The following is a 24966-nucleotide window of genomic DNA, read 5'->3' on the forward strand; positions in this document are numbered from 1 at the left end:
AATCACGGAGCGGTCGAATATGATGGAAACACTGGACGGCAGACATATCGTGGTGACCGGCGGCACCGGGGCGCTTGGCGGCGCGGTCGTGGGGAAACTGCTGGAGCAGGGCGCGATTTGCCATGTGCCCAATGCTCACGCTGCCGCGCCTGCGCATTTTCCCTTCCCGGCACATGACCGCGTCAGGCTGGCGCACAATGTCGACCTCGCCGACCCTGCCAAGGTCGACGCCTTCTATGCCAGTGTTCCGGATTTGTGGGCATCGGTGCATCTTGCCGGCGGCTTCACCGCCGCGCCGGTCGAGAAGATCGAGCCCGCCTCCTTTGCCGAGATGATGGACACCAACGCCCGAACTACCTTCCTGTGCTGCCGCGCGGCGATACGCTCGATGCTGGGATCTTCCGTGTCGGGCCGCATCGTCAATGTCACCGCGCGAGCCGGGCTCGACCCGCGGCGCGGCTCCGGCAAGGTCGCTTACGCCGCCGCCAAGGCGGCGGTCGCCGCGATGACCGTGGCGATGGCTGAAGAGCTGAAGGCCAAGGGCATCCTGATCAACGCCGTGGCGCCCTCGACGCTCGACACGCCGGCCAACCGAGCTGACATGCCGGATGCCGATTTCAGCAGATGGGTCAGCCTCGAAGCGGCAGCCGAGGCCATAGCCTATCTTGCCTCGCCGGCCAACATGGCGATCAGCGGTACGCTGGTGCCGCTTTACGGCAGGGCCTGAAATTCAGGCCTAGTCTAGTACAAAAAAAGCCCCGCCGGATCGCTCCGGCGGGGCTTTTTGTTTCGTTTACAACCTGCGTGAGGCGCGGTGTTGGCTCAGCTGCCCTGCTTCTTCAGCGCGGCGCCAAGGATGTCGCCCAGCGAAGCGCCGGAGTCGGTCGAACCGTATTGGGCGACCGCTTCCTTCTCTTCGGCGATTTCCAGCGCCTTGATCGAGACCTGCAGCTTGCGGGTCTTCTTGTCGAAGGCGATGACGCGGGCGTCGACCTTTTGACCGACGGTGAAGCGCTCGGGGCGCTGCTCGTCGCGGTCACGGCTGAGATCGGAGCGCTTGATGAAGGTCTCGATGCCGCTGTCGACCAGCCGCACTTCCAGACCGCCATCCTTCACGCCGATAACCTCGCAGGTGACGACTGCGTTCTTGCGAAGTTCGCCTGACGTCGCTGCTTCGCCGACCGTATCCTTGGCCAGCTGCTTGATGCCGAGCGAGATGCGTTCCTTGTCGATGTCGACGTCGAGCACCTGCGCCTTGACCATGTCGCCGCGATTGTACTCCTCGATCACCTGCTCGCCCGGACGGGTCCAGTCGAGGTCGGAAAGGTGGACCATGCCGTCGACGTCGCCTTCGAGGCCGATGAACAGGCCGAACTCGGTCTTGTTCTTGACCTCGCCCTCAACCTGGCTTCCGACCGGATGGCTGCGCGCGAAGGCTTCCCACGGGTTTTCCAGCGTCTGCTTGAGGCCGAGCGAGATGCGGCGCTTGGCCGGATCGACTTCGAGCACCACCACGTCGACTTCCTGCGTCGTCGACAGGATCTTGCCGGGATGCACGTTCTTCTTGGTCCACGACATTTCCGAAACGTGGATGAGGCCTTCGATGCCCGGCTCCAGCTCGACGAACGCGCCGTAGTCGGTGATGTTGGTGACGGTACCCTTGATCTTCTTGCCGATCGGGAACTTGGTGCCGATCTCGGACCACGGATCGCTCTCGAGCTGCTTCATGCCGAGCGAGATGCGGTGGGTTTCCTGGTTGATGCGGATGATCTGCACCTTGACCGTCTGGCCGATATTGAGGATCTCGGTCGGATGGTTGACGCGGCGCCAGGCCATGTCGGTGACGTGCAGCAGGCCGTCGATGCCGCCGAGGTCGACGAATGCACCATAGTCGGTGATGTTCTTGACGACGCCTTCGACCACCTGGCCCTCTTCGAGGTTCTGCACGATTTCCGAACGCTGTTCGGCGCGGCTTTCCTCGAGCACGGTGCGGCGCGACACCACGATGTTGCCGCGGCGGCGATCCATCTTGAGGATCTCGAAGGGCTGCGGGTTGTGCATCAGCGGCGAGACGTCGCGGATTGGGCGGATGTCGACCTGGCTGCGCGGCAGGAAGGCCACGGCGCCGTCGAGATCGACGGTGAAGCCGCCCTTGACCTGGTTGAAGATGACGCCTTCGACGCGTTCGCCCTTGGTGAACTTCTCTTCGAGACGGACCCAGCTCTCTTCGCGGCGGGCCTTCTCACGCGACAGCATGGCTTCGCCAAGCGCGTTTTCGATACGCTCGACATAGACCTCGACCGTGTCGCCGACCTTGAGCGTCGTGTCCTTGCCCTTGACGCCGAATTCCTTCAGCGGCACGCGGCCTTCGACCTTGAGGCCGACGTCGATGATAGCCATGTCCTTCTCAATGGCAGTGATGATGCCCTTGACGACCTGGCCTTCGCCGGAATGGCCGGCGGAAAATGATTCTTCGAGCAGGCTCGCGAAATCATCGCGAGTGGGATTTGCAACTGACATAGTTTCTCCTGGAATGCCCCGCAATCTGTCGCGGGGCCGGCGCCGTGGGTTAGCGTTGCGTTGGCCTGCCGGCGTTCCGGGCAAAAAGCCCTTGGCCGCCTTTGAGCGGCAATTCCGGCGCATGAAGAATGCTGGCAGGCTGGTTCATGCCTGATATGGGAATTCTTTTTGTCGCCGGCAATCGGCGGCGGCGGGAACACCCGGCTCAGGCTTCATTTCTCTTGGCCAGGACGTCGTCGATGATCGCCCGAGCTGCCAGAAACGCGGCCTCTATAGCCATTTCCGACGTGTCAAGCAAGTGCGCGTCGACGGCCGGCTTCAAGGGCGAGTCCACGCGGCCCATGTCGCGCTCGTCGCGGCGCACGATATCGGCAAGGATTTCATCGAAATTGGCAGTGCCGCCGATGCTCTCGATTTCATCCAGCCGCCGCTTTGCCCGCACCTCGGCACTGGCCGTGACATAGAGTTTTACGTCGGCATCGGGACAGACGACGGTGCCGATGTCGCGGCCGTCGAGCACCGCGCCAGGCGGTGTTCTTGCGAAGTCACGCTGTTTCTCGACCAGGATGCGCCGCACCGACGGGATCACTGCCACTTTCGAAGCCGCCTCGCCAACGGCGTGTGCCGAAAGCACTGGGCGGTCGAGCTTTGCCAGATCGACCTGCCGGGCAGCGGTTTCAGCGGCCGAAACATTGTCGAGCGGCAGGCCGAGCCGGAGCAGCGCATGCGCCACCGCGCGATAGGTAAGGCCGGTGTCGAGCAGGTTCAGCCGGTAATGGTCGGCGAGTCGCCGGGCAAGGGTGCCCTTGCCGGCGCCGGCGGGACCGTCGATGGCGATGGTGAAGGTTGAGGTCATTCGCCGCCTCGAGGCAAGCGCCTGCTGCCAACGCTTTTCAAACTCTGCCGCCGTGACTTCCACCGCCTCAAATACAGGATCAGCGTTGATCTCGTCGAGGTCCGGAAAAGGTTGGTCTGAGTTCGTTGTCCCGCCAACGTCGAGGTCCTTTGATCCATCTGGCGCGACGCCACGTGACGCGAACCCGACCGAACCGTCCCGATAGAACTCTATTGTTCTCGACTGATAATTGTCATCTTCAATCTCATACCAGAGGTGAAATGGTTGCTCCGGCCTTTCGTGCTTCCAATGTACGCAGACATATTTCACCCGATCTCCGCCCCCAGCCCCTTCATCAGACCCATGAATTCCGGAAAACTCGTCGCGATCATCGCCTGGTCGTCAATGGTCACGGGCTTTTCCGTCGCCAGGCCCATCACCAGAAAGCTCATGGCGATGCGGTGGTCGAGATGGGTCTGGACAATAGTGCCCCGTCCGTTCGGATGCTGGCCGAGGCCCTTGCCGCCGGGTTTTCCACGCACGACAAGCGAGGCCTCGCCTTCGCTGCAATCGACGCCGTTGAGCTTCAGCCCGTTGGCGACTGCCGCCAGCCGGTCGGATTCCTTCACCCGCAGCTCTTCCAGCCCCTGCATCAGCGTCTCGCCCTCGGCGAAGCTGGCCGCCACTGCAAGCACCGGATATTCGTCGATCATGGTCGGCGCCCGTTCGGGCGGCACGGTGACGCCCTTCAGCTCGGAATAGCGCACGCGCAGATCGGCGACATCCTCGCCGCCTTCGTTGCGCGGGTCGAGAATGTCGATCCGGGCGCCCATTTCCTGCAGCGTCAACAGAAGTCCGGTGCGGGTCGGGTTCATCAGCACGTTTTCGATAATAATGTCCGAGCCCGGCACGATCAGCGCCGCCACCAGCGGGAAGCCGGCCGAGGAGGGGTCGCCTGGCACCGCGATGGTCTGCCCGGTGAGCTTGCCCTGGCCTTCGATGAAAATGTGGCGCACGCCGCGCTCGTCGGTCTCGACCGACAGATTGGCGCCGAATCCCCTGAGCATCTTTTCGGTGTGATCGCGCGTCATCACCGGCTCGATGACGGTGGTGATGCCCGGCGTGTTCAGCCCAGCCAGCAGCACCGCCGACTTGACTTGTGCCGATGCCATCGGCACGCGGTACGTGATCGGCGCGGCGTGCTTGGGCCCGTGCAGCGTGATCGGCATGCGGTCGCCAGGCGTCGCCTTCAGCACCTGCACGCCCATCTGGCGCAGCGGCTCGAGCACGCGGCCCATCGGCCGGCCGGACAGCGAGGCGTCGCCGATGAAGGTGGTTTCCATGTCATAGGTGCCGACCAGGCCCATGGTGAGGCGTGAGCCCGTGCCGGCATTGCCGAAATCGAGCGGGCCTTCCGGCTGCAGCAGCGCGCCGTTGCCGGTACCGCGGATCACCCACTCAGCGCCATGCTTCTCGATATGGGCGCCCATGGCCTTCATGGCAGCGCCCGTACGCATCACGTCCTCGCCTTCCAGCAGCCCGGTAATGCGGGTTTCGCCGGAGGCTAGGCCGCCGAACATGAACGAGCGGTGCGAGATCGACTTGTCGCCCGGCACCCGCGCCGCGCCGGAAAGGGCAGATGATTTGCGGGCGGTGGCCTGCATCGGGGCGGCAGTATGCGACATGGTTCTTTCCTGGATGAACGCCGGCGGCCGGCTATTTTCTTCTGGTTTGCGCGGTCTCCTATCATGGCGGACCGAAATGGTCATCCCCTTGGCACGAGGCCTTCGAATTCAAGGTTTTTGGGACGCCGGCTTTTCGCTTTGACAGCGCCGTAAACTCTGGTTAAGGGGACCAAACTTTTATCGACGAGGCTTGCTGTGGCAAAACCCGAACTTGGCACCAAACGCATCGACCCGGAGACGGGTCGAAAATTCTATGACCTGAACAAAGACCCGATCGTCTCGCCTTACACAGGCAAGAGCTATCCGCGCTCCTATTTCGAGGAAGGCAAGGTTGCCGCCGTCGAAGAGGAAGAGGAAGTTGTCGAAAAGGAGGTCGACGCCGAGGAGGAAGAGGGCGTCGAGGTCGTTTCGCTCGAAGAGGCGGACGAGGACGTGAAGGCCGACGAACTGCCCGATCTCGGCGACGACGAGGACGACGTCGACCTCGGCGATGACGAGGATGACACTTTCCTCGCCGACGAGGAGGAAGAGGACGACGACGTCGCCGACATGATCGGCGTCGGCGACGACGACGACGAAGTCTGAGCGGGTGCGAACCGCATTTGACGGCTTTCGTCGCGCCGGCAAGAAAAAGCGGTTCTCGAAGGCTTGATATTAGGGGAAGGCGGGGTTAGAAGCCGCCTGCACTAACGGCGCGGTCTCAACCCGCGCCGGATCTCTTCGCCGGAAACGGCGCCGGCGGACTGCCGGAGTGGGGCCATAGCTCAGTTGGGAGAGCGCTTGAATGGCATTCAAGAGGTCGTCGGTTCGATTCCGATTGGCTCCACCAGTTCTCTCTATCGAAACCATCAGGACAGCCGCCCGAACCGAGCTGGCCGCCGCCTATCGCGCGGAAAATAATTAAGCACGGTCGATCAGCCCAAGACTCGCCATTTCATCCAAATGACGAGTCTGCGCCCGATAGAACACCTATCCTAGCCTGGCGTGTGATCGAACCACGAGCACCGATTTCGGATAGGTTCCAGGGCTGAAATGACGGCTGAGCAAAACTCCGTTACTTGTTGCAGTTCTGCATATCCGACGTCATAGCGCCGCTTGGGGTGTTGTTGTCGGTGTCGTTGCCCGCCGTATCCTTGCAGCGGTCATTCATGCCGTTGCCCTGCGGCGTGGCGTTCGTTGCGTTCGGATCGATTGTGTTCGGCGTAGTTCCGGTGCCGGTTCCTGTGTTAGCGCCGGAAGTGCCCGTATTGACACCGGTATTGGCATCATTGCCAGTTCCGCCGGTTTCCTGGCCGGCAGTTTGCGCCATGGCAGATGTGGCCAGGCCTATGGCAAGTAGGGCTGCAGAGAGTAATTTCAGCATGATAGTGTCTCCATTGGGGTGCATCGCTGTATCGCGATCTATACCAAACGAGAGTTTTTCCGGGATGTTCCGTTTGACAGAAATAGTGATCAATACAATCGCTATGAGAGCTTTGTTGCTCATCGTTTCGTGAATGGGGCCGTGAAATTCCTGTGTCACAACAGAAATTTTGTCTGGAACCAAATCGAAGATGCCGCGTTGTTGCGCTTGCGGGGAGTTGTGTCGGCCGCAGGGGACAGTTTCATCAAGACATTCAAGAGAGTCGTGAGCTGGGAGGGGCGCTGTGAGCGTGCTTGCATCCAAAGGGCAATTGGACCGTCGTCAAATACTGAACGCGTTGAAGGCTTTTCGGAGCGGTGATTTCTCCGTTCGCATCGACAATGTCTACACTGGCCTCGATTCGGAGATCGCCGATACCTTCAACGAAATCGTCGAGCTCAACGATCAGGTGACGCGTGAGTTTGAGCGCCTCAGCAAGGTCGTCGGCAAGGATGGCCGGATCGGCGAACGCGGCCGCGTCCGCAACGCCACCGGCAGTTGGGAATCCAGCGTCCGCTCCGTCAACGACCTCATCGAAGACATGGTTCAGCCGACGGCCGAGGTGGCGCGCGTTATCGGCGCGGTGGCCAAGGGCGACCTGTCGCAGACGATGATGGTCGAAATCGACGGCAGGCCGCTGCGCGGCGAGTTCCTGCGTATCGGCAAGATCGTCAATACCATGGTCGGGCAACGGGCCTCCTTCGCCTCGGAAGTGACGCGCGTGGCGCGCGAAGTCGGCACCGAAGGCAAGCTCGGCGGTCAGGCCCGCGTGAAGGGCGTGGCCGGGACCTGGAAGGACCTGACCGACAACGTCAACGCCATGGCGACGAACCTGACCGGGCAGGTGCGCAATATCGCCGAGGTAACGACCGCCGTCGCTTCCGGCGACCTGTCAAAGAAGATCACCGTCGATGTGAAAGGCGAAATCCTCGAGCTTAAGAACACCATCAACACCATGGTCGACCAGCTCAATTCCTTCGCCTCGGAAGTGACACGCGTCGCGCGCGAGGTCGGCACCGAAGGCAAGCTCGGCGGCCAGGCGCGCGTCGAAGGCGTCGGCGGAACCTGGAAGGACCTGACCGACAACGTCAACCTGATGGCCGAAAACCTGACCGGCCAGGTGCGCAATATCGCCGAGGTGACCACGGCGGTGGCGCTTGGCGACCTGTCGAAGAAGATCACGGTCGACGTCAAAGGCGAGATCCTCGAGCTGAAATCGACCATCAACACCATGGTCGACCAGCTGAATTCATTTGCCGGCGAAGTAACGCGCGTCGCCCGCGAAGTCGGCACCGAAGGCAAGCTTGGAGGCCAGGCGCAGGTGCGCGGCGTTGCCGGCACCTGGAAGGACTTGACCGACAACGTCAATTCGATGGCCGAGAACCTGACCGGCCAGGTCCGCAACATCGCCGAGGTGACCACCGCCGTCGCTTCCGGCGACCTGTCGAAGAAGATCACCGTCGCCGTGCAAGGCGAAATCCTCGAACTCAAGGACACCATCAACACGATGGTCGACCAGCTCAATTCCTTCGCCTCGGAAGTGACGCGCGTGGCGCGCGAGGTCGGCACGGAAGGCAAGCTCGGCGGCCAGGCCGAGGTGAAGGGCGTCGGCGGCACCTGGAAGGATCTGACCGACAACGTCAACTTGATGGCCGCCAACCTGACCGGCCAGGTGCGCAACATCGCCGAGGTCACCACCGCAGTGGCCCGCGGCGACCTGTCGAAGAAGATCACCGTCGACGTCAAGGGCGAAATCCTGGAGCTCAAGGACACCGTCAACACGATGGTCGATCAGCTGAATTCCTTCGCCTCGGAAGTGACGCGTGTGGCGCGCGAAGTGGGGTCGGAAGGCAAGCTCGGCGGCCAGGCTCACGTCGAGGGCGTCGGCGGCACCTGGAAGGACCTGACCGACAACGTCAACGCCATGGCCGGCAATCTGACCGTGCAGTTGCGCGACGTCTCCAAGGTGGCGACGGCGATTGCGACCGGCGACCTGACCCAGAAGATCACCGTCGATGCATTGGGCGAGATCCTGCAGATCAAGGACGTCATCAACACGATGGTCGACCAGCTGAATTCCTTCGCCTCCGAGGTGACGCGCGTGGCGCGCGAAGTCGGTTCCGACGGCAAGCTCGGCGGCCAGGCGCAGGTGCGCGGCGTTGCCGGCACCTGGAAAGATTTGACCGACAACGTCAACGCAATGGCCGCCAACCTGACCGGTCAGGTCCGCAACATCGCCGAGGTGACGACTGCGGTGGCGTTGGGTGACCTGTCGAAGAAGATCACGGTCGATGTGCGCGGCGAAATCCTCGAGCTGAAGGACACCATCAATACGATGGTCGACCAGCTGAATTCCTTCGCCTCGGAGGTGACGCGCGTGGCGCGCGAGGTCGGCACCGAGGGCAAGCTCGGCGGCCAGGCGCAGGTGCGCGGCGTTGCCGGCACCTGGAAGGACCTGACCGACAATGTGAATTCGATGGCCGAGAACCTGACCGGCCAGGTGCGCAACATCGCCGAGGTGACGACTGCAGTGGCGCGCGGCGACCTGTCGAAGAAGATCACCGTCGACGTCAAGGGCGAGATACTGGAGCTGAAATCGACGATCAACACCATGGTCGACCAGTTGAACTCCTTTGCCGGCGAAGTGACGCGTGTCGCCCGCGAGGTCGGCACCGAGGGCAAGCTCGGCGGCCAGGCGCGGGTCGAGGGCGTCGCCGGCACCTGGAAGGACCTTACCGACAACGTCAATCTGATGGCGACGAACCTGACCAACCAAGTGCGCGGCATCGCCGATGTCGTGACCGCGGTGGCGCAAGGCAATCTCAAGCGCAAGCTGACGGTCGATGCCAAGGGCGAGATCGCCTCGCTCGCCGACACCATCAATGGCATGATCGAGACGCTTGCGACCTTCGCCGACCAGGTGACCAACGTCGCCCGCGAGGTGGGCATCGAAGGCAAGCTCGGTGGCCAGGCCCGCGTGCCTGGCGCTGCCGGCCTTTGGCGCGACCTGACCGACAACGTCAATCAGCTCGCCGCCAACCTGACCACCCAGGTGCGCGCCATCGCCGAGGTGTCGACGGCGGTGACCAAGGGCGATCTGACCCGCTCGATCAGCGTCCAGGCCTCCGGTGAGGTGGCGGCGTTGAAAGACAACATCAATGAGATGATCCGCAATTTGAAGGATCAGACGTTGAAGAATGCCGAGCAGGACTGGCTGAAGACCAATCTCGCCCGGTTCTCGCGCATGCTGCAGGGCGAGCGCGACCTGGCCACGGTCTCGCGTCTCATCATGTCCGAGCTCGCCCCGCTGGTGAATGCGCAATATGGCGTGTTCTACGTGACCAACCGCGACGAGGACGAATCCTATCTCGAGCTTGCGGCCTCCTATGGCGCCGAAAGCAAGGCGGAGATCAAGCAGCGCCTCGATCTGCGCGAAGGCCTTGTCGGGCAGAGTGCCGCCGACAAGCGCGCCATCATGCTGGGCAACGTGCCGCCGGATTTCCTGCGCGTCACGTCCGGCCTTGGCAATGCCGCGCCGGCGAACGTGATCATTCTTCCGGCTCTGTTCGAGGACGAGGTGAAAGCCGTCATCGAACTCGCCTCGTTCAGCGAATTCCGCGACACGCACCAGTCGTTCCTCAACCAGCTGATGGAATCCGTCGGCATCGTTCTCAACACCATCGCCGCCACGATGCGCACCGAAGGCCTGCTCAAGCAGTCGCAGTTGCTGACCTCGGAGCTGCAGGCGCGTCAGACCGAGCTGACCAAGAAGCAGGAGGAGCTGCACGCCACCAATGAGGAGCTGCAGGAAAAAGCGCAGCTGCTCGAGAACGAAAAGAAGCAGGTGGAGAATAAGAACCTCGAAATCGAGATGGCGCGGCGGGCGCTGGAGGAGAAGGCCGAGCAGCTGGCGCTGACCTCCAAATACAAGTCCGAATTCCTCGCCAATATGAGCCACGAATTGCGCACGCCGCTCAACTCGCTGCTCATCCTTTCAAACCTGCTTGCAACCAATCAGCAAGGCAATCTCAATGACAAGCAGGTCGAGTTCGCGCGCACCATCAATTCGGCCGGCACTGATCTTTTGAGCCTCATCAACGACATCCTCGATCTGTCGAAGATCGAATCGGGCACCGTCTCGATCGATATCAGCGACATGCCGGTGGTGCATCTTCGGCAGCATATGGAGCGAACCTTCCGGCAGCTGGCGACCGACAAGGGACTTGGCTTCACCATCAATGTCGCCCCTGAGCTTCCGGAGACCGTCCGCACGGACGAGAAGCGGTTGCAGCAGATCGTGCTCAATCTTTTGTCGAACGCGTTCAAGTTCACCTCCGAAGGCGAGGTCAGCTTAAATTTTCGGGCCGAAAAGACAGGCCGTCACAACGGCTCGGTGCAACCGATGGAAGCGCTCGCGATCGCGGTCACCGATACGGGCATCGGTATTCCGCAAGAAAAGCAGAAGCTGATTTTCGAAGCCTTCCAGCAGGCCGACGGCACCACCAGCCGCAAATATGGCGGGACCGGCCTTGGGCTCTCGATCAGCCGGGAAATTGCCCGGCTGATCGGCGGCGAATTGCGGGTCGAGAGCACGCCGGGCAAGGGTTCGACGTTTACGCTGGTCATCCCGTTCGACGGACCCCGGATGGCCTTGGCACCGCAAGCGGCGCTGCTGCCGGCGACGGAGGTGGCCGCAACGACCGCGCAGCCGAGCCCGCCATCCTCTGAACTGCTCGATGACCGCGATACCATCTCACCGGATGACCGGGTCGTGCTGATCGTCGAGGACAACCCGACCTTCGGCGGTTTGCTGCTCGGCCTCGCACGTGCGGCCGGGCTGAAAGGCGTCCTGTCGACCGCGGGCTCCGGCACGCTGGCTTTGGCACGCAAGCTGGTTCCTGACGCGATCACGCTCGATCTCGGACTGTCGGATATCGACGGCTGGGTGTTGTTCGATCTGCTTCGCCACGACCCGAAAACCAAGGACATTCCCGTCCATGTCATCTCGGGCGCCGAAGACATCGAGGTCCTTGCCCGCAAGGGTGCATCCAGCATTTCAACCAAGCCCGTATCGTCGGACGAACTGATGAAGGTCTTCCAGGACATTCACTCCAGAAAGCTCCGCGTCCAGCGCCGCGTTCTGATTGCCGATATCGATCCCGAGCGCCGCCTCTCATTGATCGAGGCGATCCGCGACGGTGTCACCTCGGTCACGGCGATCGGCCGCGTCGCGGCGAATGCGGACGACATCGGCATCGCCGCGTATGATGCCGTTGTGCTCGGCTTTGGCCGCTCGGCCAAGGACAACGCCCAGATGCTGGATGAGATTGCCGTCCTGTTCGGACAATCCGTGTCGCGGCTGTTGTTCTTTGCACCTTATCCGGAAGCACTGGAACAGTCGCTCGCCTTGCATCCGGCATTGGCGGATGTTTCGCGGGCGGAGAATTTCGCGCAGCTGGCTCTCCTGATATCCGCGACGCTCCCAGGGCGAGGCCACGAAAACAACGGTGCGGCAGCCGAACAGCCGGGCAAATTCGACCTCGGCGGCGCAAAGGTTCTCATCGTCGATGATGATATTCGCAACATCTATTCGCTCACCAGCGTTCTCGAAACCTATGATATCCAGGTGTTGCACGCGGAACGCGGTCGGGAAGGTATCGTGCTTCTCGAGCAGAGCCCGGACATCGACGCCGCACTGATCGACATCATGATGCCGGAGATGGATGGCTACGAGACGATGCGGCAGATCCGCGGCATGCCGGCGATCGCCCATATCCCGTTGATCTCGGTCACCGCCAAGGCAATGAAGGGCGACCGGCAAAAATGTCTCGACGCGGGTGCTTCCGACTATATCGCCAAGCCTGTCGACCTCGACCTGCTGCTGGCGCTGCTGCGTGTCTGGATCGGCCGCTCGCGATCCCGCGTGCATGGTCCGGAAAAGACGCTCATGGCAGTGAACTGACGGCCGCTCGATGCAAAAGCTGTCGAGGAACGGAGCAAGGAAGCTAGAGGTTATGGCCCCGGCGGAGGGGCCGGCAAGGGCGCGCATCCTGGCCGTGGATGACGACGAGCGCAATCTGCTGGCGATCGGCGAGGTTCTTGCCCCTATCGGCGAAGTCGTCTGCGCGCAGTCGGGCGAAGAGGCGCTGCGCGCTCTGCTGAAGGAGGATTTCGCAGTCATCCTGCTGGATGTGCTGATGCCTGGACTGGACGGCTACGAGACCGCGGGACTGATCCGCCAACGCGAGCAATCCAGGCGAACGCCGATAATTTTTCTCACCGCTATCAACAAGGAAGACGCACACATGCTGCGCGGCTACGACGCCGGCGCGGTGGATTACGTGTTTAAGCCTTTCGACCCGGGCATGCTGCGTTCCAAGGTCGCCGTGTTCGTCGAGCTTCATGAAAAGACGCTCGAAATCCAGCAAAAGGCGGCTGTCGAGCAGGGGCTGCTGGCCCAGGCACTGCAGGCGCAGAAGGAAAAGCTCGAGGCCGAGCGGGCGCTGCGTAGCGCCCAGGAGCGGCAGCATGCCATTTTGAGCTCTCTTCCGGTCTGCTTCCACGCAAGGGCGGCGGAGCCGCCGTTCGGCGCCAGCTTCGTCACCGAAGGGGTCGAACGCTTGACTGGCTTTCCTCCCGAACGGCTGACGTCCGATCCAGGCTTCGGCCTGAGCCGGGTTCATCCCGACGATCTGCCGAGAGTGAGGCAAGCCCTGCTCGCAGCCAAGACTGCTGGCTCCTACACTTGCGAATTCCGCTGGCTATGCGCCGACGGCAACTACCGGATTTTTCTCGACCAGGGCGTCTTGTCGAACGGCGCCGACGGCCAGAGGCCTGAGATCCTGGGCACATTGCTGGACATCACCGAGCGGCGCGAGCTGGAGAACCAGCTGCTGCAATCGCAGCGCCTCGACGCGATCGGCAAGCTTACCGGCGGCCTGGCGCATGATTTCAACAATCTGCTTGCCGCAATTCTCAGCGGATTGGGATTGCTCGAGCGCCACGCCGAGTTCGACGGACAGGCCAGGCAGGTTCTGGAACTGACACGCCGGTCGGCAAAACAAGGCGCCGAGCTCGTCAACCGCATGCTTGCCTTCTCGCGCCGCCAGACGCTGAAGCCGCAGGCCGTGCGCCTCGCCGCGCTCGGCGACACCATGAACGGGTTGGTGGCTCCGGTCCTGGGAGGGCTGATCCGCTTCGATTGGCTGGTCGACGACACTGTCTGGCCGGCGCATGTCGATGCCAGCCAGCTGGAGCTCGCGCTGATGAACCTGGTCTTCAACGCGCGCGATGCCATGCCGTCCGGCGGGACGATAATTGTGGATGCGCAAAACCGAATGCTAAGCAGTGCAGCCGAGGATATTTCGTCGGGTGATTATGTCCTGGTCACTGTCAAGGACACGGGATCGGGCATACCGGCCGACATTCTCGCCAAGGTCGTCGAACCGTTTTTCACGACAAAACCCGTCGGCAAAGGCACGGGTCTGGGTCTGAGCACGGTCCATGGCTTCGTCAAGCAATCCGGCGGCACGCTTCGCATCGACAGCGTCGTCGATCGTGGTACTGCCGTCCAGCTCTGGCTGCCGCGTTCAATCGAGCGTGCCGTCGAAATCGCCGAGAAGTCCGATGCCGACCACACCGTCGTGAATGCCGGCGAGGAATATCCATCGGTCCTTCTGATCGACGACAGCAATGTGCTGCGGGAACTGACGGCGCAATCGCTTCGGCAACATGGCTTTGCGGTGACCTGCGCCGGCGGAGGTGCGGAAGCGCTGGCGATGATCGAGCGGGCGCCGTACGATTTCGACGTCATCGTCACCGATTTTGCCATGCCGCTCGTCTCGGGCCTGGAGGTCATTCGGTTTGCACGCAATCTGCGGTCCGATTGGCCCGCGGTGATCATAACCGGATATGCCGATGCGGGTGCGATCGCCGACCGGCCCTCTGACGTGCCGCTGCTCGGCAAGCCACTGCGCGAAAAGGATCTGATGGAGAGCATTTTCCTGGTGGCTGCGCGCGCCGGGTCGCGAGGCACCAAACAGGCCAGCGGGTGAGAGGCGGGCCGATCGGACCATGGGCGTTCGCAGGCAATCTCACCGCGATCTCGGTTCAAGGCGTCCTCTGTGCAACCAGCGTCGCAACCATTTCCAGGAAACGTCGACCACTCGCGGCCAAGACCGGCTCGCGCCACGCTGCGGCCATCGGCAAGGATGGCGGCTGCGGGCTAACCGGACGGTACGCCACGCCGGGCCGCGCCACCCGTGCGATGCCCGCGGTGACGAAGCCCAGGCCGGCACCCGCGGCGACCAGGCCAGCCAGTGTCGTCATCGGCGTCACCTCCTGGACGATGCGCGGGCTGATGCCCTCGCCTCGAAACAGGGCAATCACCCGGTCATAGATGCTTGGGCCAATGACGCGCGGCGCAAGCAGGAACGGTTCGCCGTCAAGGTCGCTCACGCGGATCGTTGCTTGTGCCGCGAGCCGGTGTGTTGCCGGAAGCGCCAGCACCAGCGGTTCGTCGGGCAGACCATGGACGATCAGCTCCGGCGTCGAGAGCGGTGGATGCAGCACGCCCAGATCGATCTCGCCGGCCGCGAGCGCTCTTTCCAGCAATGGCGAGTTCATCTCGATGAGATCCACCTCGACATCCGGATAACGGGTGCGGAACATCCGCACCGCTTCCGGCAGGACCCCATAGAAAGCAATGACGGTGAAGCCGAGCCGCAAGCGCCCGACCTCGCCGCGAACCGCCCTTAGCGCCTGCGTCTTTGCGGCGTTGGCGTGCTGCACCGCCTTGCGGGCCGGGTCGAGAAAGGCGGCTCCGGCCGGCGTGAGCGCCACGCTGCGGCGATCCCGCTCGAACAGATCGGCGCCGATCTCAAGTTCCAGGGCGCGGATGCGCCGGCTGAGCGACGGCTGGGTCAGGTTCATCCGCTCCGCCGCGCGGCGAAAATGCAGGTCTTCGGCAACGGCCACGAAACAGGCGAGCGTGCGAATATCCAACATCGCCTCCTTATGCAGAACGCCTATCACAGGCGCCGACATTCCGATTGGAATGCAATCAGCGTCGAAGATATTTTCCGCCAATGCAAGGGTTTGGTGGGACCAGCAAAGGAACGAAATCATGATCAGGCTAAGCTCTTCTGCGCTCGCCATCGCGCTGAGCATCGGCGCACCGTCCACAGTGACGACACAGCCATCGGATCTTGTCGGCCGGATTTCGGCAGGCCGGATAGCGGTCGTCTCCGACGGTGATTTCGTCGCCCAGACCTATGCCACGGGGCAACTTGCGCCACGCGAGGCGGGCCATCGCGATGTGCTGACAGTGCTGTCCACCGTCGATGGCAAACTCGTGACCGGCACGATGCCGCTCTCCAATTCGGTGACCTCGGCACCGGAAGTCCTGCAGCTGAGCGAAGACGGGCGCACCGCCTTTGTCACCGAAAGGCTGGGTGAGCGTCCCCGAGAGGGCGACACTGTTCGCGACCTGCCGCCGGGGTGGCGCCTTTTCGCTGTCGATCTGTCCGACAGCGCCGCACCTCGCCTAGCGGACACCGCCGAAATCGCCACTTTCCCCGAAGCCTTGTCGGTCAGCCCGGACGGAGGCCGCGTTTCCGTGGTGTCCAACACGCCCGAGGCAAGTTTCGTCCAGATCGTCGGCTATGGCGATGACCGCTTCGGCCCGGTCGCGCGGTTCGATCTCGCCGGGCTGGGGGTCACGGGGTCAGCCTCCACGCCACGCGGCGGCGTGACCGCGACCAATATTCATTGGCATCCGAGCGGCCGCTTCATCGCGGTCAACATCAACACCCAGAACCGGGTCGCCTTCTTCGAGGTGATCGGCAATGCCGGCAGGCCCGGCTTGCGTCCCTGGGGCAATATCGTCGATGTCGGCGCGGATCCCTTTGTCGGCCGCTTCACGCGGGACGGGCGCCATTATCTGACCTCCAACTGGGGCCGAAACTTCACCGCGGCCAACCTCGAGGGCCGTATCCCGCAGACGCGCTCGAGCATCAGCGTGGTGCGGCTGGCCGACCCCGCGACCATATCGAATCGAAACGGTGCGTTTCATTGCTGTGCTCAGCAATCCTCGACCGCCAGCGGCATCCAGCTGTGCGCAACACCCGAGCGGTCGGCCACGGGCGCTCGACGGGCTCTGATGCGGTTGATAAGCCCTCTCCACAAGGAGAGTCGAGACATGACCGTTGCGATCGAGATAGGCCAGACGACCGCAGGCGCCCCGGCGGCACTGGACCTCGAGGAGCTGCTGGCGACGCGCCTTTTGGTGCAGGGTAATTCGGGCTCCGGCAAATCCCATCTGCTGCGCCGGCTGCTGGAGCAGAGCGCGCCTTGGGTGCAGCAGACCATCATCGACCCCGAAGGCGACTTCGTGACGCTTGGCGACCGTTTTGGCCACCTGGTGATCGATGCCGAGGAGCATACCGAGCGCGGCCTGCAGAGCGCCGGCGAGCGGGCGCGCATCCATCGCGTCTCCACGGTGCTCAATCTCGAGGGGCTCGACGCCGAGAACCAGATGCGGCGCGCCGCCGCCTTCCTCGGCGGGCTGTTCGAAGTCGCCCGCGACCACTGGTACCCGATGCTGGTGGTGGTGGACGAGGCGCAGCTGTTCGCGCCGGCAGTCGCGGGCGAGGTTTCGGATGAGGCGCGCAAGCTCTCGCTCGGCGCCATGACAAACCTGATGTGCCGTGGCCGCAAACGCGGGCTTGCCGGCATCATCGCCACCCAGCGGCTGGCCAAGCTCGCCAAGAACGTCGCCGCCGAGGCTTCCAATTTCCTCATGGGCCGGACTTTTCTCGATATCGACATGGCGCGCGCCGCCGACCTTCTCGGCATGGAGCGGCGCCAGGCGGAGGCCTTTCGCCACCTCGAGCGCGGGCAATTCATGGCGCTCGGCCCGGCGCTGTCGCGCCGTCCGCTCGGCTTGCGCATCGGCCCGACCGATACAAGTCCGCGCAATGCGACCCCGCGCCTGATGCCGCTGCCGGAATCGGCACTGGAGGACGCGCGCGCCATCATCCTGGCGGCCCCGCCGCCCGAAACTGTCCGGCCGCAGCGCCGGTCGTCGCCGGACCTGCTCGATCAGCTGATGGCGGCGAAGTCGGCGGCGCTGGAAATCCGCCCCGAACCGGTGGAACCGCCGATCAGCGCCGAGGATCTGGCGCAGCGGCGGGAGCGCGTCGACCGGGTTCTGCGCGCCGTGATGGCGCAACCTGATGCGGGGTTCCGCGTCATCGGCGTGCTCTATCAGGAGTTCGTGGTCCGCTGCCGCATAGAGGGCCTCGCCTCGGTCGTGCCGGACCTGCCGGAGTTCCGCCGCATGCTGACGCGCGCCCGCGCCGGCCTCGGCTCCGATATGGCAGGGGATGACGCATGGCAGGATGTCTCGGTCCGCGCCTCGCTGCTGCCCGAGGACATGCAAGGTGTGTTCATGATGATCGCCCGCGCGGCCAAGGAGGGCTGGCCCTGCCCGAGCGACGCGGCGATCGCCCGCGCCTACGGCTCACACTCGCTGCGCCGCGCCCGGCGCCTGCTGACCTATATCGAGGAGCAAGGCCTCATCGTCTGCCAGCTCGACGGGGTCGGAAGGCGGACGGTGACGCTGGTGGAGCTCGCCTGGGCGACTGCGCCGGGCGACCCTAATGCCGAGGAAGCGGAGCAGGGGAGTTTGGCGGTGTGAGGGGGGGCGGTGCGCTTTGGCTCAGAGGCGCCGTCGAGCTATGTCGGCTTATGACCCATTCACGACAGTCGAAATCACGGTGAATGGGTCCGCTTGCGCCTGTAAAGCGAACGTACGACGCAAAATCGTGCTACGAATCTCGTCTGGCTGGCCCTGGGCGAACCAGAGGAACTAACGTCTATGCTATAGCCCTCCACGGCCCTCCTGAATCCCTAGGTTTGGACGCCAGTTCGAGCGGAGCGCCAGAGAGATGCCCTGAGGCGCTGCTGTCACGTGGGATGGCTGCCTCGCAGGCGCCGCCCTCCGATAGCTCATGGGCGGCTTGAGGCGGCGATCGCGGGATAGTCGGTATAGCCAGCGGAGCCGCCGCCATAGAGCGTCGCCGAGTTGAACTCCGTCAGCGGCGCGCGCGTCCTCAGCCGTTCCACAAGGTCGGGATTGGCGATGAACGGTCGGCCGAAAGCGAACAGATCCGCCTTGCCCTCGGCGAGCCGCGACGCCGCGAGTTCGAGGTCGTAGCCGTTATTGGCGATATAGGTGTTGTTGAAGCGCCGGCGGAGCGATCCGAAGTCGAACGGCGCGACATCGCGCGATCCGCCCGTGGCGCCCTCGACGACGTGGATGTAGACGATGCCCAAAGCGTCGAGTTGATCGACGATATAGTCGAACTGCGCCTGGGGGGCGCTGCTCGAGACGCCGTTGGCGGGCGAGACGGGCGAAATCCGGATGCCGGTGCGCTCGGCACCGATCTCCTCGATCACCGCAGCGGTAACCTCCAGCATCAGCCGGGCGCGGTTCTCGACCGATCCGCCATAAGCATCCGTGCGGACATTGGCACCGTCCTTGGCGAACTGGTCCAGCAGATAGCCGTTGGCGCCGTGAATCTCGACGCCGTCGAAGCCGGCCTCAATGGCGTTCGCGGCTGCTTGCCGGAAATCGTTGACGATCCCGGGAAGCTCGTCGAGCGCCAGCGCGCGGGGCTCCGAAACCTCGACAAAGCCGTTGTTCACGAACGTCTTGGTCGCGGCCCGGATTGCCGAGGGCGCCACGGGCGCGGCGCCGTTCACCTGCAGATCGACGTGCGAGACGCGGCCGACATGCCAGAGCTGCAGGAAAATCCGCCCGCCCTTGACGTGCACGGCGGTCGTGACCTTGCGCCAGCCGTCGATCTGGTCCTGGGAGTAGATGCCGGGCGTGTCCTGGTAGCCCTGCCCCTGCTGCGAGATCTGCGTGGCCTCGGAAATCAGCAGGCCTGCCGATGCGCGCTGGCCGTAGTACTCCGCGGCGAGATCGCCTGGAACGAAGCCCGGGCCGGCGCGATTGCGCGTCAGGGGCGCCATGAGGATACGATTGGAGAGGATCAGCGAGCCGAGGGTATAGGGCTGGAACAGCGTTTTGTTGGTCATGGGTCACCTTTGTCTGTCCCCGCCGCGGCGGGGTCGTTTATCGAAATGGCTTGGTTGGTGCTCAGGCGACCGTGCGGTACCGCTCGGCGGGATGTTCGTTCCGATAGTTCGGAAGCATGGCCTGGCGCGCGGCCTGAAGCGCGTCCCACTGCCCGGCATCGGGAAGCGGCGGGATGGTCACCGGTTCGCGGCGGGCGAAGCCGACCAGCGCCGCATCAACCAGATCGTCCACCTCCATGACGTTGGAGAGCGCGTTGACGTCGGCGCCGACGTGGCCCCAGATCTCGGTTCGCGTCGTGGCGGGCAGCACGGCTTGGACGTAGACGCCCTTCGGCTCAAGCTCGAGGCTGAGCCCCTGCGACAGAAACAGCACGAAGGCCTTGGTCGCGCCGTAAACCGTCATGCCGAACTCGGGCGCCAGCCCGACCACGGAACCGATGTTGACGATCGCCCCTGCACCCGCCTTCGCAAGTCGCGGGGCGATGGCGCTGGCAAGCCGCAGAAGCGCGGTCGTGTTGAGCGCAACGAGCCGGGCGACGTCATTGGTACTCTGCTCGATGAAGCTTCCGCCGATGGCTGTTCCGGCATTGTTGACGAGAATCCCGATGCGGGCGTCATCGCGCAGCCTCGTCTCTACCGTTGCAAGCTCGGCAGGCTGCGTAAGATCAGCCTGGATGATGTCGATCGCAACGCCAGTTTCCTGACGGAGCCGGGCTCCCAGTGCCTCCATTCGTGCCACGTCACGGGCAACCAGCACCAGGTCGTGTCCGCGGCGGGCGAACCGTTCGGCATAGGAAGCTCCGATGCCCGTGGAGGCGCCGGTGATGAGGACTGATGGAATGGTGGTCATGGCATTGCTCTTTTCTCTGATGGAACCTATATTCATGACGATCATCATGATTGCGGCTAAATATGATGGGCATCATGTAAATGTCAACGGGGCCGACGGAGAATTTTGAAATGAAGGTCAGTCGAGAGCAGATGGCGGAGAACCGTCACCGGATATTGGATGCGGCCAGCCGGCTGTTTCGCGAGAAGGGGTTCGACGCGGTCAGCGTGGCGGAAGTGATGAAAGCCGCCGGGCTCACCCATGGCGGTTTCTATGGTCATTTCAGTTCGAAGGACGACCTGATCGCGCAGACCCTTGCCCACGTCCTCGCCGCGGACTCAGGCGGAGGGGGCGATCTTCGCACATATGTAGGTTCCTATCTTTCGCCCCGGCATCGCGACAACTGCGCCGGCGGTTGCCCGACGGCGGGCCTTGCCGCAGCCATCCGCCATCAGACCCCTGCTGCACGCTCGGCCATGACGGAAGGCCTACGATCGCAGATCGACCGTATCGGCAAGGCCCTCCCGGAGTTGGATCCGGCAGACAGACGCCGCGCAGCGATCGGAAGCTGGGCAGCGATGGTGGGGGCAGTAATCCTCGCCCGGGCGATCGATGATCCCGTGCTTTCGGATGAAGTGCTTGAGCAGACGCGTGCCTGGGTCGATGCCGGGATCAGCCAAGTGTCTGCCAGCTAGGTGGTCTGCGGCAGGAGTGCTCTTGTCGAGAGCAATGCGGCTATCGGCGGTGGTTGGGTGGCTATCTTGCAGAATATCGCGCCGCAGCGTGCAATCAGCGGGATTCGCGGACCAAGAGGGTTTCGAACTTCTCTGTTGAGGCAATCATGCTGTCGCCCAATTTCCGCTAAACTGGCGAATGAAGCCGTTCAACGGCAGAACATCGAATGACCGCTCCTGGCGCATTCCTCACATTCGATCTGTGTCTGCTTGGGGATCAAAGCCGCCGTTCCCGCCTGCCTTCCCCCTACCTCTCCTCCACAATCCGCAGATACGCCGCCGTCACAAACAGCACGATCAGCCCGAACAGCATCCGCCGCGCACCCTCCGGCATCTGCAAAATCGTCAGCAGCGTCGTCAGCACCGTGAGGATCAGCGCCCCGATGATAGTGCCAGTATAGCCGCCGCGGCCGCCGAAGATCGAGGTTCCGCCGACGACGGCAGCGGCCACCGAAGGCAGCACCAGCGGTTCGGCGAGCGACAGCGACGGCGCCTTGATCAAGCCGATGTAAAGCAGCCCGGTGATCCCGGCGAGCACGCTCGAAATGACGTAGAGCGCGGTGATCACCTGCCAGTAGCGGACGCCGGACAGGCGCGTTGCCCGTTCGTTGTCGCCGACGGCATAGAGAAGGCGGCCAAAGCCGGTCCGGCTCAAGGTGAAGACGATCAGCGCCGCCACCGGCACGAACAGCAGCAGCGCATTGGGCACGCCATAGGTCAGGCCGGTGCCGAGCCAGGCCAGGAAGGGCGGGATCTTGGCGCCGGAGGCGATCACGGTGCGCTGATAGACCTGCAGGCAGCCGGTGCCGATCAGGCTGGTGCCGAGCGTCATGATCAGCGGGTGCACGCGAAAGACGCCGACGCCGATGCCGTTGACGAAACCGATCAGCACCGCCGGCACCAGCGCGATCAGAATAGCCACCGCCGGGTCATGATTGACGACCTGCGTCGCCATGATGAAGGCGCTCATCGTCGCCACGGTTCCGACGGAAAGATCGATGCCGCCGGTCAGCATCGTCATGGTCTGGCAGCCGGCAAGGATCGCCAGCGGTATGGCAAACTTGACGGTGTTGGCGAGCCAGCGCTCGTTGACGATGCCGGGGCGCAGGATTTGCAGAACCACGACCAGCAAAATCAACAGGATGATCAGCGGGATCAGCGGCCGGTCGCCCATGAAGCGCTTGACGCGGCGGCCGAAGGAAACTTGCGGGGTCATCGTTGCACTGCTGCTCATGATGCGCGGCTCCGCATGATGATGAAGGCTCCGAACATGACGACGGCGACCATGATGGCGCCCTCGACGATCGCGGTGACGTTGGGGTCGATTGCCATGAGCGTCAGGTCGGTGCGCACCAGGCGCAGCACGAAGACGGCAACGATCGGGCCGAGCATTCCGCCCTTGCCGCCGCCGAGGGCGACGCCGCCGAGCACCACCGCCGCGACGCTGGCGAGCAGATAGGGACCGGGGATGGGAGCGCCTATGCCGGTGCTCATGGTCAGTGCCAGCCCGCCCATGGCGGCGAAAAGCCCCGACAGGGCGTAGGCGATGATCCTGGTGCGCGCGACGGCTACGCCGCTGCGAAAAGCCGCGAGTTCGCTGCTGCCGATGGCATAGATGGACAGGCCGAGCTTCGAGCGCCTGAGCGGTATCCAGATGATGCACAGGCAAACGACAAGGAGGACCAGCGCTTTCGGTATCCAGGCAGAGATCTCAGGCAATGCCGGAATCGGGACCGTGCCGACGATGGCCGCCCGTAGCCATTCGGCGACAGCGCCGCCCGGTGCCTGGAGGACGAGCAAGGCAGCACCCTGCAGGACGAAGAGGGTGGCCAGCGTGACGACGATGTCGGGCACCCGGGTGACGACGATCAGCATTCCGTTGACGGCGCCCAGCACCAGCCCCATGGCCAGCACGAACGGCACGACGAACAGCGCATATTCCTCGCTGGCGCCGTCCATCATCGAAGCGGCGGTGACGCTGGTCAGCGCCATCATGGCGCCGACCGAAAGGTCAATGCCGCCGGCGATGACGACCACGGTCTGGGCCGCGACGGCGAAGGCGTAGGGCAACACCGCGCGCACCAGCGAGCCGAAATCGCCGCTGCCGTAGCCCGGCTGTATGAGCTTGGTGATCACGAACAGCAAGACGAACAGGGCGAGCAGGCCGGCAACCCAGCCCTGGTGGCGGATGAAGCGGATCAAGGCGTCACCGCCGGGCTAGAACGGACATCGGCGAGGATGCCGACATCCTGCTTGGCGTCGCGCGGCAGGCCATAGGCGGCGCGCATCAGCGCCGGCTCGTCGGCGAGCTCGGCTGCGAAGACATCGACGACGCGTCCGCCAAAAATGACGATGACACGGTCGCAGACGCGCTGCACTTCTTCGAGCTCGGATGTGTAGAACAGCACCGACTTGCCCTGGTCTGCGAGCTCGCGTAGCAGCTTGTAGATCTCCTGCTTGGTGCCGACATCGATGCCGCGCGTCGGATCGAAGCACAGGATGGTTCGTGCTTCGGCGGCGATCCAGCGGGCGATCGTCACCTTCTGCTGGTTGCCGCCGGACAGCCGCTGCACCTCCCGCTGGGCGCGCGTATCGATCTGCAGCCGCTCGATCGCCTTGACCACCCTGGAGCGCTCCTGCCGCATGTTGATTGGCCCCCAATTGCGCAAGGCGGCGCTGAAGGGCAGCGCGATGTTTTCGCGCACCGAGCGCTGCATCGCCAACGCCTCGGCCCGGTCGCCGGGCACATAGGCGAGGCCGGCGCCGATGGCATCCGCCGGATGCGCGAACTTGACTGGCTGCCCGTCCACTTCGATCGTCCCGCCGGAGGGGCGGATGGAGCCGGCAAGTGCTGCGAAAAGCTCGTCCTGGCCTTGGCCCTCCAGCGCGACAACGCCCGCGACCTCGCCATTCCTGAGATCGAACGACACGTCGTTGAGCTTGGTGCCGACACGAAGGTTGCGGACGCCAAGGCGCGGCCGGCTGGCTGCCGGCGAAGCGGCCTGGTTCGCCTGACGCGCCGCGACGCGGCTCTTTTCGATCCTGGCGCCGAGCATCAGCTCGACGATCTGCTCCTCGACGCCCGGCACGATATCGACGACGCCGACAGTCTCGCCGTCGCGCAGCACCGTGGCGCGGTCGCAAAGTGCCGATATCTCGACGAAGCGGTGCGAAATGAAGATCACCGAGCGGCCGCTGTCGCCTTGGCGGCGGACGACCTCGAGCACGCGTTCGGCAAGGTTAGCCGGCAAAGCAGCGGTCATCTCGTCGAGCAGCAGCACGTCGGGCTCGACGGCAAGTGCGCGCGCCAGATCGAGCACCCGCAGCACGGCAAGCGGGATGTCGCGCGCGGTGTCGCGTATGTCGAGGTCGGGAATGCCGAGCTCGCGCACCCAGGCCCGGAACGGCTCGACCGGCGTGCCGGTCAGGCGAAGGTTGGAGGCAACGTCGAGATCGGGGATGAGCGACGGCTCCTGATAGACCGGAAGCAGCCCGGTGCGGCGCGCATCGGCGGGCGAGCGCACGTCGCGCGTCTCGCCGCGGATCAGGATACGGCCGGCATCGGCGCGGATGGCGCCGGTCAGGATCTTGACCAGCGTCGACTTGCCGGCGCCATTGGCGCCCATCAGCGCGTGAACCTCGCCGGGCAGGACCGACAGCGAGGCATTGCGCAGCGCCGCCACGGCGCCGTAATTCTTCACGACGCCGGTGGCGTCCAGGAGGGGATTGGTGGTCAAACTGCGTGGTTCTCGATTCATGTGGCTCAAATCATTCCGCGCTGGCGCCGCCCCTCACCTGCCTGCCGGCTCCTCTCCCCGCATAGAGACGGGGAGAGGGGGGCTGTGATCGCCGGTTTC

The 24966-nt window shown here is 63.8% G+C and carries 15 protein-coding genes, 1 tRNA gene and 4 pseudogenes; 8 read left to right on the forward strand and 12 right to left on the reverse strand.

Features of this window, described 5'->3' with window-relative positions:
* The first annotated feature begins 19 nt into the window (after window positions 1-19).
* Window positions 20-727 (forward strand): SDR family NAD(P)-dependent oxidoreductase, encoded by a 708-nt coding sequence (locus NKJ94_RS00995; RefSeq protein WP_352522537.1) that lies wholly within the window; start codon window positions 20-22, stop codon window positions 725-727.
* A gap of 95 nt (window positions 728-822) precedes the next feature.
* Here NKJ94_RS00995 and rpsA read toward each other — a convergent pair whose 3' ends face one another.
* The 4 genes and pseudogenes from rpsA to aroA form a co-directional block, all read right to left on the reverse strand.
* Complete coding sequence (rpsA, locus tag NKJ94_RS01000; RefSeq protein ID WP_023676278.1) at window positions 823-2520, reverse strand: 30S ribosomal protein S1; 1698 nt, start codon at window positions 2518-2520, stop codon at window positions 823-825.
* Window positions 2521-2725: 205 nt separating this feature from the next.
* The gene (gene cmk / locus NKJ94_RS01005) at window positions 2726-3376 is read right to left on the reverse strand and encodes a (d)CMP kinase (RefSeq protein ID WP_352522763.1); all 651 of its coding nucleotides are present in this window, start codon (window positions 3374-3376) and stop codon (window positions 2726-2728) included.
* Window positions 3377-3406: 30 nt separating this feature from the next.
* Window positions 3407-3685, reverse strand: a pseudogene (locus NKJ94_RS01010) (DUF6881 domain-containing protein); the annotation flags it as partial.
* A complete protein-coding gene (gene aroA / locus NKJ94_RS01015) occupies window positions 3682-5040 on the reverse strand; it encodes a 3-phosphoshikimate 1-carboxyvinyltransferase (RefSeq protein WP_352522538.1) in 1359 nt (452 codons plus the stop codon). The gene aroA and the pseudogene NKJ94_RS01010, both read right to left, overlap by 4 nt.
* Before the next feature lie 195 nt (window positions 5041-5235).
* Between aroA and NKJ94_RS01020 the strand changes: the two genes are divergently transcribed.
* Window positions 5236-5625: a TIGR02300 family protein gene (locus NKJ94_RS01020; RefSeq protein ID WP_352522539.1), complete on the forward strand. Its 390-nt coding sequence runs from the start codon at window positions 5236-5238 to the stop codon at window positions 5623-5625.
* Between the two features lie 168 nt (window positions 5626-5793).
* Window positions 5794-5869, forward strand: a tRNA-Ala gene (locus NKJ94_RS01025).
* A 225-nt stretch (window positions 5870-6094) separates the two neighbouring features.
* On the opposite strand, the gene NKJ94_RS01030 is transcribed toward NKJ94_RS01025, so the two are convergent.
* A complete protein-coding gene (locus NKJ94_RS01030) occupies window positions 6095-6526 on the reverse strand; it encodes a hypothetical protein (RefSeq protein WP_352522540.1) in 432 nt (143 codons plus the stop codon).
* A 457-nt stretch (window positions 6527-6983) separates the two neighbouring features.
* Here NKJ94_RS01030 and NKJ94_RS01035 point away from each other — a divergent pair.
* A pseudogene (locus NKJ94_RS01035) lies at window positions 6984-11018 on the forward strand (HAMP domain-containing protein); the annotation flags it as partial.
* Between the two features lie 149 nt (window positions 11019-11167).
* Here NKJ94_RS01035 and NKJ94_RS37535 read toward each other — a convergent pair.
* Window positions 11168-11353: pseudogene (locus NKJ94_RS37535) on the reverse strand (hypothetical protein); the annotation flags it as partial.
* On the opposite strand from NKJ94_RS37535, the pseudogene NKJ94_RS37540 reads away from it, so the two are divergent.
* Window positions 11274-12404 (forward strand): annotated as a pseudogene (locus tag NKJ94_RS37540) (response regulator); the annotation flags it as partial. The pseudogenes NKJ94_RS37535 and NKJ94_RS37540 sit on opposite strands and share 80 nt — an antisense overlap.
* A gap of 52 nt (window positions 12405-12456) precedes the next feature.
* Window positions 12457-14496, forward strand: a complete 2040-nt coding sequence (locus NKJ94_RS01040) for a PAS domain-containing hybrid sensor histidine kinase/response regulator (RefSeq protein WP_352522541.1) — start codon at window positions 12457-12459, stop codon at window positions 14494-14496.
* 55 nt (window positions 14497-14551) lie between these two features.
* Here the strand turns inward: NKJ94_RS01040 and NKJ94_RS01045 are convergent, their stop codons facing one another.
* A complete protein-coding gene (locus NKJ94_RS01045) occupies window positions 14552-15610 on the reverse strand; it encodes a LysR family transcriptional regulator (RefSeq protein ID WP_352522542.1) in 1059 nt (352 codons plus the stop codon).
* Window positions 15611-16640: 1030 nt separating this feature from the next.
* On the opposite strand from NKJ94_RS01045, the gene NKJ94_RS01050 reads away from it, so the two are divergent.
* On the forward strand, window positions 16641-18140 hold the full coding sequence (locus tag NKJ94_RS01050) for a helicase HerA domain-containing protein (RefSeq protein WP_352522765.1): 1500 nt from the start codon (window positions 16641-16643) through the stop codon (window positions 18138-18140).
* A 311-nt stretch (window positions 18141-18451) separates the two neighbouring features.
* Here the strand turns inward: NKJ94_RS01050 and NKJ94_RS01055 are convergent, their stop codons facing one another.
* The gene (locus NKJ94_RS01055; protein WP_352522543.1) at window positions 18452-19546 is read right to left on the reverse strand and encodes an alkene reductase; all 1095 of its coding nucleotides are present in this window, start codon (window positions 19544-19546) and stop codon (window positions 18452-18454) included.
* Window positions 19547-19607: 61 nt separating this feature from the next.
* Window positions 19608-20396: an SDR family NAD(P)-dependent oxidoreductase gene (locus tag NKJ94_RS01060; protein ID WP_352522544.1), complete on the reverse strand. Its 789-nt coding sequence runs from the start codon at window positions 20394-20396 to the stop codon at window positions 19608-19610.
* 110 nt (window positions 20397-20506) lie between these two features.
* Between NKJ94_RS01060 and NKJ94_RS01065 the strand changes: the two genes are divergently transcribed.
* On the forward strand, window positions 20507-21070 hold the full coding sequence (locus NKJ94_RS01065; RefSeq protein WP_352522766.1) for a TetR/AcrR family transcriptional regulator: 564 nt from the start codon (window positions 20507-20509) through the stop codon (window positions 21068-21070).
* A 286-nt stretch (window positions 21071-21356) separates the two neighbouring features.
* Here the strand turns inward: NKJ94_RS01065 and NKJ94_RS01070 are convergent, their stop codons facing one another.
* The 3 genes from NKJ94_RS01070 to NKJ94_RS01080 are packed head-to-tail and all read right to left on the reverse strand — an operon-like array spanning window position 21357 to window position 24846.
* The gene (locus NKJ94_RS01070) at window positions 21357-22343 is read right to left on the reverse strand and encodes an ABC transporter permease (RefSeq protein WP_352522545.1); all 987 of its coding nucleotides are present in this window, start codon (window positions 22341-22343) and stop codon (window positions 21357-21359) included.
* Window positions 22340-23311 carry an ABC transporter permease gene (locus NKJ94_RS01075; RefSeq protein ID WP_352522546.1) on the reverse strand — a complete coding sequence of 324 codons (972 nt, stop codon included), beginning with the start codon at window positions 23309-23311 and terminating at the stop codon, window positions 22340-22342. The genes NKJ94_RS01070 and NKJ94_RS01075 overlap by 4 nt, the downstream gene beginning before the upstream one ends.
* Window positions 23308-24846 (reverse strand): sugar ABC transporter ATP-binding protein, encoded by a 1539-nt coding sequence (locus NKJ94_RS01080; RefSeq protein ID WP_352522767.1) that lies wholly within the window; start codon window positions 24844-24846, stop codon window positions 23308-23310. Before NKJ94_RS01080 ends, NKJ94_RS01075 begins: the two co-directional genes overlap by 4 nt.
* Window positions 24847-24966 lie beyond the last annotated feature (120 nt).

Source organism: Mesorhizobium sp. M0060 (assembly GCF_040323155.1).
In the GTDB taxonomy this organism is placed as follows: Bacteria; Pseudomonadota; Alphaproteobacteria; order Rhizobiales; family Rhizobiaceae; genus Mesorhizobium.

Bases quoted from the DNA above. Each gene is read 5' to 3' on its own strand.
- NKJ94_RS00995 (WP_352522537.1), top strand. From the start codon at position 20: ATGATGGAAACACTGGACGGCAGACATATCGTGGTGACCGGCGGCACC.
- rpsA (WP_023676278.1), bottom strand. From the start codon at position 2,520: ATGTCAGTTGCAAATCCCACTCGCGATGATTTCGCGAGCCTGCTCGAA.
- cmk (WP_352522763.1), bottom strand. From the start codon at position 3,376: ATGACCTCAACCTTCACCATCGCCATCGACGGTCCCGCCGGCGCCGGC.
- aroA (WP_352522538.1), bottom strand. From the start codon at position 5,040: ATGTCGCATACTGCCGCCCCGATGCAGGCCACCGCCCGCAAATCATCT.
- NKJ94_RS01030 (WP_352522540.1), bottom strand. From the start codon at position 6,526: ATGAGCAACAAAGCTCTCATAGCGATTGTATTGATCACTATTTCTGTC.
- NKJ94_RS01040 (WP_352522541.1), top strand. From the start codon at position 12,457: ATGGCCCCGGCGGAGGGGCCGGCAAGGGCGCGCATCCTGGCCGTGGAT.
- NKJ94_RS01045 (WP_352522542.1), bottom strand. From the start codon at position 15,610: ATGCTCAGCGCGATGGCGAGCGCAGAAGAGCTTAGCCTGATCATGATT.
- NKJ94_RS01050 (WP_352522765.1), top strand. From the start codon at position 16,641: ATGACCGTTGCGATCGAGATAGGCCAGACGACCGCAGGCGCCCCGGCG.
- NKJ94_RS01055 (WP_352522543.1), bottom strand. From the start codon at position 19,546: ATGACCAACAAAACGCTGTTCCAGCCCTATACCCTCGGCTCGCTGATC.
- NKJ94_RS01060 (WP_352522544.1), bottom strand. From the start codon at position 20,396: ATGACCACCATTCCATCAGTCCTCATCACCGGCGCCTCCACGGGCATC.
- NKJ94_RS01065 (WP_352522766.1), top strand. From the start codon at position 20,507: ATGAAGGTCAGTCGAGAGCAGATGGCGGAGAACCGTCACCGGATATTG.
- NKJ94_RS01070 (WP_352522545.1), bottom strand. From the start codon at position 22,343: ATGAGCAGCAGTGCAACGATGACCCCGCAAGTTTCCTTCGGCCGCCGC.